The organism is Leptolyngbya sp. FACHB-711 (assembly GCF_014695615.1).
Lineage (GTDB): Bacteria > Cyanobacteriota > Cyanobacteriia > Elainellales > Elainellaceae > Leptolyngbya_A.
In genome coordinates, this window is the sequence record NZ_JACJOR010000109.1 from 1 (window position 1) to 14,069 (window position 14,069).

Below are 14,069 nucleotides of genomic sequence, written 5' to 3' on the forward strand. Positions count from 1 at the left end.
GATTCACGAAGCGGGAGCCAGGGCAAGTGCCTGTTCGAGTTGTCTCAGTCGCTCTGCTTCTTTGTTATAGACGAGCGGATAGAGACGGGGAAGTTTGCCAGTTTCAATCAAAACCGATCGCACTTCTGAGTTTGTGATTTGTGCTAGCGTCCGTTTAGATAGAAGGGCGAGCGTTGCCGCAATGCCGATCGCCTGACCGACACCCGCATTAAATTCGACAATGCGCCCTGCTGAGCTTGCCAGTCCCACAAATCCAGAAGCCGGACTGACGACGGCTAAGTTAGGCACACTTTTAGCGATCGCATGACGCATTCCCACATTGAATAGCGGCTGCTGAAAGTGAAGTTGCTGACTGCCCTTCTCCAGCAGGTAATCCTTCAATCCCACTCCTTTTTCCTGGGCGCGCGCCTTCAGTCCATCAATGCCGCCGCGAATATCAAAGTGGTAGCCAAAGGTTCCCAGAGCTTCTGCGGTGGGAATGCCGCCCACAAGCATCTGAGTGCCGCTCAGGGGCTGGACGGCATCGGTAATATTGCCTGCGTGACGAATATAGAGTTCAGGCATCGATCGCACTTGCGTTGCTCCCAGGCTTCTAAACCAGCGATCGATAAACGTCATTTCCTGTAGCATAGCGGGGGTCGGTTTCGCGCCCGATCGCGCCAGATTCTCAGCTTCGGCCGCTGTCACCCAAAACAGCAGCGCGTTCCAGACGAGCCGATCATTGGGCATCCGCGCAACGTTGGCATTGTCGAGAATGGAGAAACTTTCCTTTAGCGATAGCTTAGTACCGCGATAGGCATGGTAGGCGATCGAGAGGGCCTTGGTCGGGATGTCAATATAATCTGAACCGATCCACATCGATTTCGGTTTGCCAAACTGATCGACCAGTTCTAGCCGCAGCAGGTTTGCGAGCGCTGAATCGCCGTCGGTTGCGGCATTGAGATAGCGTTGTGCCTCGGTATCCGATGGATTGCTGAATCGCTTGATATATTCCAGCTCGATTTGCTTCAGGGTAGACGGGCTTAGCCCCTCGGTTTCAAACACGAGCGAAACTGATAGCTCCGACTCGGGTAAGCCCAACGTGCCGAATCCGGGCAGCTTTGGCACTCCTGCTGCCTGCGCTAGCTCTGCGTTGACCGTGGAATCGATAAAATACTGAGCAACATACACTTCGCCGTTCTGAGCCCGAATGCCGCGCAGCCGTGAACCTTCTTTAGTGACTGACTCGATCGCCACCCCGCTGAGAATATCCACCCCGGCTTCGCGCAGCATTTGCCGCAGCACTGCATCTGCCCGCCACCTATCTAGCGCGACTTTGTCTACCCCAGTTTTGTTTAAAAACTCTTTGTATAAGGCAGGCGGCTCTCCAAAATCAGGCAGGTTCAGGTAATTACGCAGGCTGAGTGGAATCTGACTGCGATCGAGATAAGCCAGCCCGCCCCTAACCAGATGTCCGCCGATGCCCTGCTTCGAGTTACCCTTCAACATCAGCAGAGAGCGCGGGAAATTACCGATGCGTCGCCGATATTCTCTTGCGGCTGCAATCAATGCCAGAATACCGGGAATTTCGTCGCCAAAACCGATGAAATCATAGGTGCGGATTACGGAAGGGGTTCCAGAGGTCATAGTTACGGTCTTTAATGGGATAGGAAAAGAAACGCATCGTTCTGCAGATTCTACGGATTTTGACGCACTTACTCAGGCACACCCTAACTTAAGCGATCGGTCAAACCTGCAGAATTTTTAGAAATCGTGATTTTATTTGGCATTGCTCAAATTTGGCTTAAACAAATTTAGGTGTAAAGGAATCTATGAAAGCAAATGCCCCGAACGCTGATCCAGCCCTTCAACCTCCAGACTCTCCCTTAGCGCAAGCCGGACAAGGCCAATCGGAACAAAACCAATCGGAACAAAACCAATCGAAACAAAACCAATCGGAACAAAACCAATCGGAACAAGCCGAACGCTATGAAGCCGAGATTCAGGCACTCAAAGCAGAACTTGACCAAACTCGTCTGGCGCATCAAATGGCGATCGAAATGGCGCAGTTTCAGGCAGGCTTTCTGGCACGGACTTCCCACGAGCTACGATCGCCCATTAATAGCGTAATCAGCCTGCATCAGCTTATTTTGTCTGACCTGTGCGACAGCCCAGCAGAGGAGCGAGATTTTGTCGCGCAGGCACACGCCGCCGCTCAGAAAATGCTGGGTTTGATGGATGAGCTGATTCACGTCTCGCAGCTTGTGCAGAATACTGCCCGTTTGCATTTAGCTCCAGCCTCTCTCCAGGACATTTTGGCATCGGTTAAGCAGGCAACGCAGCTCCAAGCAAAAAACCGCAACTTGCAGCTTGAGATTCAGCTTCCTGATCCGTCGGTTATGGTTCTGGCAGATGAACGACGGCTGAAACAGGTTTTGCTACATCTGGTGGATATGCCGCTGAGCGTTATGCAGCAGGGTTTTGTGCGAGTCACGACTCACATTCTTTCGGAGACTGCCCAGATTGAAATCACCGATCAGCGTCCGGCAGAGTGCTGGCAGGAATTGATTGACACTTTGCACAACTTCGAAGGAACCGATCAACTGTCACGGATGAAGGGCGAGACCAAGCAGGCCATCGATAAGGAAAGTACGCTACTCGCTCTGAGTCGATCGCCGATTCCCCCCTCGATCGGACTGAGGCTTTTAACGCAGCGATCGATTTTAGAACTCATGGGCGGACAGCTCATGCTGCTGGAAACCCCGGTGATTTCTGGCGAGCGTTCGGCGAACTCGCAGGAGGGCATCACTCGAATTCGGTGTGTATTGCCGCTTGCGACGACTCTTTAAAAGAACGCTGCAAAAGCAACCGGGTTGATCAATGCGGGGACAGCCTGCCAGGGTTTATTCCTGATATCAGGAATAAACCCTGATAAGCTTCACCCACCTTAACCGCAACGCCAACAGCTCAACCGCAAGAAAGCTAGCATTTGCTCAAAAAGGAGGAGCAGCGCATAATAGACTGAATTTTGTCCAAGGTTGATGCTGAATTGACATGATGCTTCCCACCCTGAAATTGAATCAGCGATTGATTAGCAGTAGTCTGGTCTGTAGCAGTTTGGCGATCGTCACGCCTGCCCTCGCCGCCACAGCCAATTATCCTGAAGCGAGAACGGCTTCACAGCGTCCGGTTTTCCGCTCTGAATCAGCCACGATCGCAGTGCAACCATTCCACATTGCTCAGGCTGGGGTGAGCGTGACCGGATCAGAAGGCAACTTTACCGGGCAGGTCTTAGTTCGCACTTCGGTTCAAACTGCCTGGAGCGTGCTGACCGACTACAATCGTTTTTCGTCTTTTATTCCCAGCATCGCTGAGAGTCGAGTACTACAAAGCGACGGCAACCGCAAAGTGTTTGAGCAGGTGAACGTGATCCGGGTGTTTCCGTTCACGCGTCGCAGTCGGGTAGTACTTTCTTCGGTGGAGAGCTATCCGCAGCAGATTGCCTTTAGCCTGGTAGAGGGCGATATTGAGTCACTACAAGGGGTTTGGCGCATTCAGCCAAGGGGAGACAATCAGGTTTTGATTACACATCAGGTCGCAATTGATCCAGGGTCTTCGCCCATGCGGGGACTGTTTTTCAACATCTACAAAAGCACGCTTGCCAGTACGCTTGCTGCCCTAAAACAGGAAATGGAGCGACGGAGTAGCTAATATGGCTCAAACGCGATCGGACTGGACGGGAAAGATTGCGATTATCACGGGTGGATCAAGCGGCATTGGAAAAGCTCTGGCACAGCGTCTCGTCCGACAGGGAGCAAATGTAGCGATCGTCGCCCGTAATTCCGCAAAGCTAACCCAGGCAAAGGCGGAAATTACTGCTCAATGTCTTAATGCAAATCAGCAAGTCTGCATCTACTCAGCGGATGTCTCCGATCGCGCCCAGGCAGAACAGGCAATGCAGCAGGCGATCGAGGCTTTGGGCACACCCGATTTGCTTGTGACCTGTGCCGGAATTGCCCATCCCGGATATTTTCAGGAATTGCCGATCGAGATTTTTGAAGAGACGATGGCAATCAACTATTTTGGGTCGCTCTACTGCATCCGGGCAGTGCTGCCTGCAATGGCGGCTCAGCGTCGAGGACAGATGGTAATGGTTTCCTCTGGCGCAGGACTAATCGGCATCTATGGCTACACGCCCTACAGCCCGACGAAGTTTGCGCTGCGGGGATTGGCAGAGTCGCTGCGGGGCGAGCTGAAACCGATGGGGATCGGAGTGGCGATCGTGTATCCACCGGATACGGATACGCCTCAGCTGGTAGAGGAAAACAAAACCAAACCGCTCGAAACCAAACGGATTACCGCGACCGCAGACACTTGGAGCGCAGATGGGGTTGCGCGTGAAATTATCACCGGGGTTGAGCGGAGGGCATTTGCGATCGCCCCTGGTACAGAAATGTCTGTGTTGGCGAAGCTGCATAGTGTGATTGCGCCGGGGTTGAACTGGTATTTCGATCGAATTGTGCGACAGGTGAGGGAGGGCAAGTAAGCGGGTGTTGGAGGGGTTGCGGGTGAGCTATATTGCCCCCTGAATTCCCCAACTTTAGGAACTTTGAAGTGAGCGGGTGGTATGGAGTCTGGGCGACTGAAACGACTACACCGTAGGATTTGGGGGGATGCGTCGCCTGAGGTCACTGGGCTACTGTTGAGTTTGCTGGTGCCGATTTACTTTGGTGCATGGTCCCTGTGGTTTGCGTTTGGTCATCCTTTTGTAATTCAGGATGATGCGCGTCAGCATATAGTCTGGTTTCAGCAGTTTGTTGATCCGGCTTTATTTCAGCAGGATTGGATTGCGCGTTATTTTGGCACGGTTGCGCCTGCGGGGTATCGGTTTCTGTATTGGATTATGGCGCAGGGAGGGATTGAGCCGATCGCCTTTGCCAAAGTCATACCGCTATTGTTGGCTTTAATTACCACTTATTATGTCTATCGCACTGCGCTGATTATTTTTCCAGTTGCGCTTCAGGCCTGCCTCAGCAGTTTAATTTTGAATCAGCAGCTTTGGCTAAATGATGATCTCAGTTCTGCAACGCCCAGGGCTTTTGTTTATCCAATTTTTGCTGCTTTTCTGTATTTCCTGCTGCGTCAATCGCTCATTCCCGGTTTGATTACGATCGCCCTTCAGGGATTATTTTTTCCGCAGCTTGTTCTGGTTCAGCTTGGCATTCTGACGCTTCGGCTGGTGCGGTGGGAAAATCGGCGTTTTCGGTTGAGCCGCGATCGGAGGGCGTCCCTGTTCTGGATCAGCGGCATGATTGTTGGAACGCTGACGCTGCTGCCCTTTTTATTAAAAACTTCCGAATTTGGAGGTGCAATTACCGCAGCACAAATGCAATCGTTGCCGGAGTATGGATTGGGGGGACGCAGCGAGTATTTTGGCGTGAGTCCGATCGCGTTTTGGCTTCAAGGAGGAAGCGGGCTGAGAATTCCAGTTTTCCCGACGATTATTTGGGCAGGATTGGGTTTGCCGCTGCTTAAAAGAATGCGGTTGCCTTTAGTCAAATCGATCGCGCCAGAAGTCAACCTTTTGGGCCAAGTTTTAATCAGTTCGCTGGTTTGTTTTTTGCTGGCGCATTTGCTGCTGCTCAGGCTGCATTTTCCCAGTCGCTACACCTACCATACGCTGCGGTTTATTTTGTCGATCGCCGCTGGCATTGTTCTTACCGTTTTGATGGATACGGGTTGGCGATGGGTTCAGCAAAGACGGCAACAGCGCGATTGGCAATTGAAACTCAAAGTCGGGATTGCGGTTGTTACTGCGGCGATCGTGCTGATTGTGCCTGCGATTCCTGCGCTGTTTTTCCAGTTTCAGGGATGGGTAATCGGAGAAGAGACGGCGTTGTATGAGTATCTCAGAACGCAGCCCAAGCAAACTCTCGTTGCCTCGCTATCGCCTGAAGCAAACAATTTACCTGCCTTTGCTCAGCGATCGACCCTCACCGGAAGAGAATTTGCCCTTGCCCATCATCCCCAGTATTATCAGCAGATTCAAGCACGAACGATCGATCTCATCCGACTGCAATATCTGGCAAATCTAGAAGAAGTAAAACAGCTTATCCAAAAACATCACATTGATTTTCTCTTAGTCGATCGCAACGCATTCACGCCGGATTATCTGATGCAGGATTGGTTGATTCACAGTTCTTTTCAAAATATTGTTCAGCAGGCGATCGATCAAATGCATCAGGGCAATCTTTCGGCGATCGGACAATTGCGTGATCACTGTGGTGTGGTTTCAACGGAGCGATCGATTTTATTAGAGACAAAGTGCATCATTGCAGCTTACTCACCCACTCACCCTCCTACTTAGAAAAATCTAGCTCTGCCTCATTCCCTTCAATCTCCCCCTGAATTAAGCCGATCGGATAAGCTCGATCGCTCAAAACCTGCGTGTAGTTTGCCTGCAAAAAGGGCTGATAGGTTTCATCTTGCACAATGTATGTTTTGAAGAATGCGACGGTGAGGGCACTGTGATAGGTTTGGGAGATGCGTTTGAGTTCGCTCCAGGGGGTTTGGCGATTGGTGAAGCCGCCCAGCGTATCGTGCGTGAGGCGGGCGTGGGGTAACCCTTTGGCAACTGCAAGGTATTTTTGGGGAGCGGTCAGATGACGGTAAGCGGGCAACTGTTCAACCAGCAGCGGCGTGAGAATATCCTGATCGGTGGCTTCCCAGAAGACAGGCACTTTGACATCGCGCAGTCCTGCCTGTCCAAATAGGCTGCGACCAAACGGCACAAATAGATAGATGGCTTTGATTCGATCGTCGCGCAAATTTTGATCGAGCTGGGGCAGGTCTAAGGCACGGCACTGATACAGCAGCGAAATGTTGATGATCGCCCTTTGCGTTTGACAGTTCGCTTGAAGCTGAGCGCGATCGAACTGTGCGCCTGCCAGCGATAGAGCCGTAGTGCCGCCGAAGGAATAGCCGAATACGCCCACCTGCTGAAGGTTGAGGCGATCGTTCAAGTCTGATTGATTGCGCCGAGTCAAATCGTCCAGCAAAACTATGACATCACGCGGACGATCAACATATTCAGTTGCGTCAAAATTTTCGCGATGTAGCCCCTGATAAAACGCGAGTAGGCGATCGCGATTGCTGCCCGGATGCTCAGGCACAGCAACGGCAAATCCGTGGGAGGCAAGCTGCTGAGCCAGTTCATCAAACAGATCGCGTCTGGCTCCCAGTCCATTTGAGATCACAATCAGCGGCACAGGCTGCGCAGCATCTGGCAAATACAGATCGGTGACAATCGAACGATTTCGCTGGGCATCTTGAACCGTGAAGGTTTGCTTTTGCACAGCGACGTTTCCCGCCTGCCGTAAATCGGGCAATTTCGACCAATCCACGATCGCTTCAGACTGTGCGATTGCTGCAGACTGCTGTTCCAGATCACTCGCAAACCGATCGGTTTCCTGAAGCAGCGATCGAATTAAGCCCATTAGCCGGAACGCCTGACCTACATCAATCCGCATATCGGTGGGCAACTGCCGCAGAAAATTAATTGCTGATAGCCCCTGCGAATCATCTGCTGCCAGAATCAGGGCTGCTCTAAGGCTGGAGGCTCCGTTTTGTCGAGAAGCCGTTTGAAAAATGTCGCCTGCTTCCTGCAAAAGCTGCTCGCCCGATCGCGTATAGCTGAACTGCGCCGCCATCGTGGGATCAACCTGATAGCGAGTTTGCAGCGCGTCCTGCACCTGGGTTTTGCGCCCGCTCAATAGCCCCGACAGATAGCCCAACCGATCAATTCCCTGTCCGCTTTGGGCAAATGTTTCCAGATCTTTGACCTCGATCGAAAATCCCAATAGCCCGTAGTTGAAATAAATTCGTTCTGCTGCCCGTACCGGAAAGGCGGTCAAGAGGGGAGCAAGCACACCAAGCAGCAAGGCAAATCGTTTCATGAGACGCGATCGAAAATCATTGGAGGGGTAACTGAAAGTTCACAGCGCGAACCCATTCTAGATTACTTTTTGAAGTCATTCGGAAACTCGGCGCATTCGCTCGATCCGTCCTTTTGCTAAAGCCATATATCGTTTCAAGTGCGTCAACGGATTGAGATAGCGGCGAATCAGGGTAGAAATATCGCTGATCTGGTCGGGGTTCGATCGCCAAATTCCCAAACTTTCCTCTTCCCATTGCTGGTTGATAAATTGGGTGCGACAGGCGCGACGCTGGATTTTGCCGCTGGGGGTTTTGGGCAGGCTACCGGGTTTGAGCAGAACGATCGCATAAACATCAACAAAGTGTTCCTGAAACAATCGCCAGCGAATTAGTTCAACCACTTCGTTAATCGAGAGCCGATCGCGGTAGCTGCGTTCCACCTCCTGAGCAATTACGAGGCGATCTTCCCCGTTGACGGAAACTGAGAAAGCCGCACCGCTATTAGTACGAAAGGCAGGATGGCTCTCCTGAACGGTTTGCTCAAGCTGATCGGGATAGTGATTGAATCCCCAGAAGACCATGACATCGTTGAGCCGTCCGGTGATGAACAGTTCGCCGTCCTGAATAAAGCCCAGATCGCCCGTCCGCAGAAAAGTTTCTTTGCCTGCTGTTTCTGCTGCGTCTGCCAGGACTGCACCAAAGGTTTGAGCGGTTAGCTCTGGCTGGTTCCAGTAGCCTTTGCCCAAACCGGAACCTGACACCCAAATTTCCCCCACCCGATTATCTTGAAGGGGAAACGGCGCAGCCTCACCTGCACAGCAAATTCGCGTGACCGGATCAACGATCAGCATTTTGCCATCGAGCCAGGGTTGCCCGCAGGAAACGATCGACCGCACCCGCCGGGATTTGCCTTCAGCCTGCACGACGCGATTTTGCTCCAGGGCTGCTTCATCGATCGATCGGGCAATCGGCGGTTCATTCTTTTTGCCGCCCGTGATCAGCAGGGTTGCCTCTGCCATGCCGTAGCAAGGATAAAACGCTTCTCGGCGAAAACCGCAGTCCGCAAAGACTTGGGCAAAGCGATCGATCGTCTCAAGGCGGACGGGTTCGGCTCCGGTGAATGCCACTTCCCAGGAACTGAGGTCAAGCTGCTGTCGCTGAGCATCCGTCACCTGACGGCAGAGCAAATCGTAGGCAAAATTGGGTGCGCCGCTGGTGGTAGCTCGATAGCGCGAAATTGCCTGAAGCCAGCGCACGGGTTTTTGCACAAAGTCGATCGGCGACATCAGCACGCAGGACGCGCCCAGATAAATTGCTTGCAGCACGTTGCCAATCAGCCCCATATCGTGAAACAAAGGTAGCCAGCCTACCCCCACCGATCGCGCGGTATGACCAAACGCAAGCTGAAGCATTTTTTGGTTCTGCATCAGGCATTCGTGGGTGATCATCACGCCTTTGGGCTGCCCGGTGGAGCCAGAGGTATATTGCAGAAATGCAAGCTGATCGGAATCGATCGTTTTCGCGGTCCAGCTTGAAGCGAGATCGTCAGATAGAGTGGCAGTAATCAGCCATTGCAGTTCTTCGATCGGAAGCTGGTGCTTGAGACGGTTTACCAGGGATTGAGCGGTGAGGACGATCGTTGCTCCTGCATCCTGGCATCGGGCAGACAGGTCAAACACCGCATGACGATTGCGCGGCGGATGACAGGGTACCGCAACCACACCCGCATACAAACACCCCAAAAACGCGCTGATAAAATCGATCGCCCCATCATAGGGATAGACCAGCAGGGCCCGACTGCCGGACGGGACCAGGACACTGAGCTGAGCCGCGATCGTCTGAGCCTGCCGATCTAAGGCAGCATAGGTAATACGCTCGGCTTCATTGCCCTCTTTGAGAAAAATAAACGCAGTTTCCTGAGGTTGAGCCTGACTCCGCAGTGCAAGTAATTCGACCAGAGTGGGGGCAGGGGGTTGGAGCATGGGGCGCGAGGAGGGAGGGAAGGGCAAGGAGTAAGGAGTAGATGAGTGGCTCGGTGATCGGTGGATGAGATGGAGATTGATGGGACGATCGAAGTTAGTCTAGCGGGGAATTGGGTTTGGCGGAAGCAGTGGCAGTGACTCAGAAGGGGTTTGGTTCTCGGCGCGGGTTCTGGATTAGTTTGCTGATTCCGCTTTATTTTGGGCTGGTGTCAGCGGGATATCGGCTGAGCCATGCTTCGATCGTGCAGGATGATCAGCGATTGCATCTGGTTTGGCTTCAGCAGTGGCTTGATCCCCAGCTTTTTCAGAATGATTTGATTGCTCAGTATTATCAGTCGATTCAGCCGATCGGATTTCGTGCCTTCTACTGGATGGCTGCCCAGTTGAGCATTGAGCCAATGACGCTTGCCGCCATGCTGCCCCTGATTCTGGCATTGATGAGCAGCATTTTTCTGTACCGCGTGACATTTCGTCTGCTGCCCCATCCACTTGCGCCACTGCTGACCGTGCTGATTTTTAATCAGAATATTTGGTGTAAAGATGATCTGGTTTCTGCCTCGCCGCGATCGTTTGCCTATCTGCTGCTGATTTTGTTTCTGGATAGCGTGATCCAGTTAAAAGAAGGTTTGGGGAGAACTGATTCTAATTCCGCGAATCGTCACAGCCTTGCGAATCGCCTTCCAGGGCTAAACGAAGATTCTTCGGTGTTTCAAAGTCCTCCCAAATTAGGGAATTTAGGGGGCAGTCCGGCTTTCTGGTGCTTGTCTGTGCTAATTTTGCAGGGCTTGTTTTATCCGCAAATCATGCTCGTTTCGCTGGGAGTTCTCTGGCTTCAGTTGCTTCCGTGGCGGCATGGCAGAGTGAGTTTAAGCCGCGATCGATCGCGCTATCTGCTTGCAGTGGTGGGACTGGTTCTCACCGGAATCATCCTGCTGTTTTTCTCCGGGAATGCCAGCACCTTTGGCGAGATTTTCAGCGCGGCACAGATGCGATCGATGCCCGAATTCCAACCGGGGGGCAGGCGAGCTTATTTTGGGGTAAATCCGCTTCAGTTCTGGTTTGGCGGCGCGAGTGGGCTGCGGCTTCCCCTATTTCCGCCGATTTTGTGGACTGCAATTGGCTTGCCGCTGGTTTTAAATCGCAAAGGGCGTATCGCTTCGGCCCTCCAACCCGAAATTAAGATACTGGCTCAGATGATGATTGCCTCCGTGGGGCTCTTTGGACTGGCGCATCTGACTTTTCCGCTGCTTTATTTGCCCAGTCGCTACACCTTTTACAGTTCCAGAGTTGTAATGTCGATCGCCGCAGGCATCACGCTCACCTTCCTCATCGATCGCTGCTGGAAATGGGTTTCTCGATTGCGGCAAGCGGGTCTTCTCCATCCGCACGATCGAATCATGATCGCTTTTGTTGTTTTATTTGCGATCGTCGCCGTCATCGTACCCGCCATTCCGCCTCTTTTTTTATCAAATCAGGGTTGGATTATTGCTGAAGAAACGAACCTGTATTCATTTCTGGCAAATCAGCCTAAAACAAGCATGATTGCTTCTCTGTCTCCTATCACAGACAATATTCCTGCATTCTCGCGGCGATCGGTTTTGTTTAGTCCTGAGCTAGCGTTGCCCTATCATTCCGGTTTTTATCAGGCAATGCAGCAGCGCATCAACGATATCGTGCAGGCACAGTACAGCTCTGACGCATCAAACGTTAAACGAACGATTGAGAAATACAAGATTAATTTATGGATTATTGCATCAACAAGTTTTGATTCAGATTATTTGTTAAAACAGCCCTGGTTCATGAATCGCTCAATGCGATCGAACGTTCTCCAAGCCGTGGCTCAATTTCAGCCTGGTAAACCGCCCATTTTGCAAACGCTGAGCCAGCAATGCACCATTTTTTCCGAAAATTCCGATACAGTTATTGATGCTCAGTGCGTCGTTCGATTGCTCAGCGCAACTGAAAGGGATGTGGGAATTCATAATCCATGACTGCATATGGGTAGATTTATTTTTGTCTTCCGACTGAGCTGACATCAATCCACTTTAGTGATGAAATACAACCCACTCGGCAACAGCGATCTGCGCGTTTCAGAACTTTGCCTAGGCACAATGACCTTTGGACGGCAAAACACGATCGAAGAAGCACATGAGCAGCTTGACTATGCCACCCACCAGGGAATTAATTTTATTGATGCCGCCGAAATGTATCCTGTTCCAGCTCAGGCAGAAACCTATGGTCTAACTGAATCCTACATCGGTGAATGGCTGAAGCGGCAGCCGCGCGATCGATGGATTATTGCCACAAAAATTACGGGTCCGGGTCGAGGCATGAAGTGGATTCGGAATGGAGCAAAGGCAATCAATCGCACTAACATTCGGCAAGCCGTCGACGATAGCCTAACCCGACTGCAAACCGACTATATTGACCTCTACCAAGTTCACTGGCCCGATCGCTACACGCCCCTATTTGGACAAACTGAATTCGACCCCGCCAAAGATCGAGAAACCGTGCCAATCGCAGAACAGCTCGCCGCCTTTGCCGAAATCATTCAAGCAGGAAAGATTCGCTATCTCGGCTTGAGCAACGAAACCCCCTGGGGCATTACGAAGTTTTGCCAGGTTGCAGATCAGTTAGGGTTACCCAGAGCTGTCTCAGTTCAAAATGCCCATAACCTGCTGAATCGCGTTTTCGATTGGACTTGGGCAGAAGCCTGCTACCAAGAGCAAGTCAGTTTGCTGGCGTACAGTCCGCTTGCCTTTGGCTGTCTGACAGGCAAATACCTGCATCACTCGCCTGAAGCAGCCCGCCTGACTCGGTTCGCCGGATTTGGGCAACGCTACCTGAAGCCAAACGTCTCTGAAGCAGTTGCCGCCTATGTTGAAATTGCTCAGCGACATCAGCTGACGCCTGCTCAAATGGCGATCGCCTTTGTCCGAAGCCGCTGGTTTGTCAGCAGTACGATCGTGGGGGCAACGTCGATCGATCAGCTGAGAGAAAACCTGAGCAGTTTAGAAATTACGCTTTCCAGCGAAGTGCTGGCAGAGATCGAGGCGGTGCAGTTACGCTATCCCAATCCTGCGCCCTAAACCCCCTACCGCTGACCGTTGCCAACGCTGATTCCCATAACACTGATTTCCTAAACAGCTAAGTAAGGCAACAAACCTTCAATGGAAAGCTGAGATGCGACCTGTGCTAGTTTGTTGGTGTCGGTCGGGTCGCTCATGTGAGGAATGCAGCCTAAAACGGGCTTTTGGGTCAACGATCGCAGCAGATCCGGCGATGCCCAATCCGCAATTTCTTGAGCGTGGCAGGGCTGCACACAATTCAACACAATGCCTTTCAAGTGAATTCGTGATTGATTAGCAAGGGCAACATTCGCGACGGCTTGAGCGATCGCCCCTGGCTGCACTGGAACCACCAGCACGACCGGAATCCGCCAATCCCAGGCGAGGTCAGCATTAGTCATCTCAGCGGTGAGTGGCGATCCGAGCCCGCCCAACCCTTCCAGCAGCACAAACTCCTTTTGCTGGCTGAGCGATTTAAACGATCGCCAAATTTTCTCTAACTCAATTTTTTGATTCTCCCGCAAAGCTGCGATCGGGGCGGGGAGCCTTGCCTCAAAGCGAATCGGGTTGGTTTGCTCTGGGGATTGCTCCAGGGAAAACTGCTGCTGAAAATATTGAGCGTCATTCGTTCCGCAGTCGATCGGCTTGATGATGCCCAGCGATCGAGAGCTGAGATAACGCTGCCAGTAAGCAGCCAGGGCAGAAATCAATACCGTTTTTCCTGCGCCAAGTGATGAGCCTGTAATCAATAGTGCGTTTAACACGGGTTCCCTCAAAGGACGATGCGTGGGGTCTTGCAATTTTGTCGCAATGGCTACTGCAAAGGACTGCTGATCTCCATTTAACGATGCGATTGGGTTTTGGGGAATATTGGATCAGGAAAACCGTGTAAAAGATTTTCGATCGGCACATCGCGCAATACCGCTTTTCGGTCCCCAATAAAGGTACAATAGAAAAGCAACTTCGGGATGTAGCGCAGCTTGGTAGCGCGCCTGCTTTGGGAGCAGGATGCCGCAGGTTCAAATCCTGTCATCCCGACTTAAGATTAGGAAAAATTAGGGATTCATGGAAGCAGAATCTCTAAACCGACCCCAGATGGATTTCT

10 protein-coding genes and 1 tRNA gene are annotated in these 14,069 nt (G+C 51.9%); 7 read left to right on the forward strand and 4 right to left on the reverse strand.

The genetic code is table 11. The annotated features are described in order from the left end of the window. Positions 1-3: 3 nt before the first annotated feature. Positions 4-1,626, reverse strand: a complete 1,623-nt coding sequence (locus H6F80_RS03395) for an FAD-dependent oxidoreductase (protein WP_190790207.1) — start codon at positions 1,624-1,626, stop codon at positions 4-6. A gap of 185 nt (positions 1,627-1,811) precedes the next feature. On the opposite strand from H6F80_RS03395, the gene H6F80_RS03400 reads away from it, so the two are divergent. The 4 genes from H6F80_RS03400 to H6F80_RS03415 all read left to right on the forward strand — a co-directional run bounded on the left by H6F80_RS03400 (position 1,812) and on the right by H6F80_RS03415 (position 6,346). After that, positions 1,812-2,828 (forward strand): sensor histidine kinase, encoded by a 1,017-nt coding sequence (locus H6F80_RS03400; RefSeq protein WP_190790208.1) that lies wholly within the window; start codon positions 1,812-1,814, stop codon positions 2,826-2,828. A gap of 205 nt (positions 2,829-3,033) precedes the next feature. Continuing rightward, the gene (locus H6F80_RS03405) at positions 3,034-3,690 is read left to right on the forward strand and encodes an SRPBCC family protein (protein ID WP_190790209.1); all 657 of its coding nucleotides are present in this window, start codon (positions 3,034-3,036) and stop codon (positions 3,688-3,690) included. Between the two features lies 1 nt (position 3,691). After that, the gene (locus tag H6F80_RS03410) at positions 3,692-4,525 is read left to right on the forward strand and encodes an SDR family oxidoreductase (protein ID WP_190790210.1); all 834 of its coding nucleotides are present in this window, start codon (positions 3,692-3,694) and stop codon (positions 4,523-4,525) included. Between the two features lie 81 nt (positions 4,526-4,606). Continuing rightward, the gene (locus tag H6F80_RS03415; RefSeq protein ID WP_190790211.1) at positions 4,607-6,346 is read left to right on the forward strand and encodes a hypothetical protein; all 1,740 of its coding nucleotides are present in this window, start codon (positions 4,607-4,609) and stop codon (positions 6,344-6,346) included. Here the strand turns inward: H6F80_RS03415 and H6F80_RS03420 are convergent. After that, positions 6,339-7,934, reverse strand: coding sequence for an alpha/beta hydrolase (locus H6F80_RS03420; protein ID WP_190790212.1), 1,596 nt, complete (start codon positions 7,932-7,934; stop codon positions 6,339-6,341). The two genes, H6F80_RS03415 and H6F80_RS03420, sit on opposite strands and share 8 nt — an antisense overlap. A 75-nt stretch (positions 7,935-8,009) precedes the next feature. Next, positions 8,010-9,896 carry a fatty acyl-AMP ligase gene (locus tag H6F80_RS03425; RefSeq protein ID WP_190790213.1) on the reverse strand — a complete coding sequence of 629 codons (1,887 nt, stop codon included), beginning with the start codon at positions 9,894-9,896 and terminating at the stop codon, positions 8,010-8,012. A gap of 116 nt (positions 9,897-10,012) precedes the next feature. Here H6F80_RS03425 and H6F80_RS03430 point away from each other — a divergent pair, with 116 nt between their 5' ends. Further along, complete coding sequence (locus H6F80_RS03430; protein ID WP_190790214.1) at positions 10,013-11,887, forward strand: hypothetical protein; 1,875 nt, start codon at positions 10,013-10,015, stop codon at positions 11,885-11,887. A gap of 60 nt (positions 11,888-11,947) precedes the next feature. Next, entirely contained in the window at positions 11,948-12,985 is a 1,038-nt protein-coding gene (locus H6F80_RS03435) for an NADP(H)-dependent aldo-keto reductase (RefSeq protein ID WP_190790215.1), read from the forward strand. A gap of 50 nt (positions 12,986-13,035) precedes the next feature. Here H6F80_RS03435 and bioD read toward each other — a convergent pair whose 3' ends face one another. Next, complete coding sequence (bioD, locus tag H6F80_RS03440) at positions 13,036-13,728, reverse strand: dethiobiotin synthase (protein ID WP_190790216.1); 693 nt, start codon at positions 13,726-13,728, stop codon at positions 13,036-13,038. A 200-nt stretch (positions 13,729-13,928) separates the two neighbouring features. Here bioD and H6F80_RS03445 point away from each other — a divergent pair. After that, a tRNA-Pro gene (locus H6F80_RS03445) sits at positions 13,929-14,002 on the forward strand. Positions 14,003-14,069 lie beyond the last annotated feature (67 nt).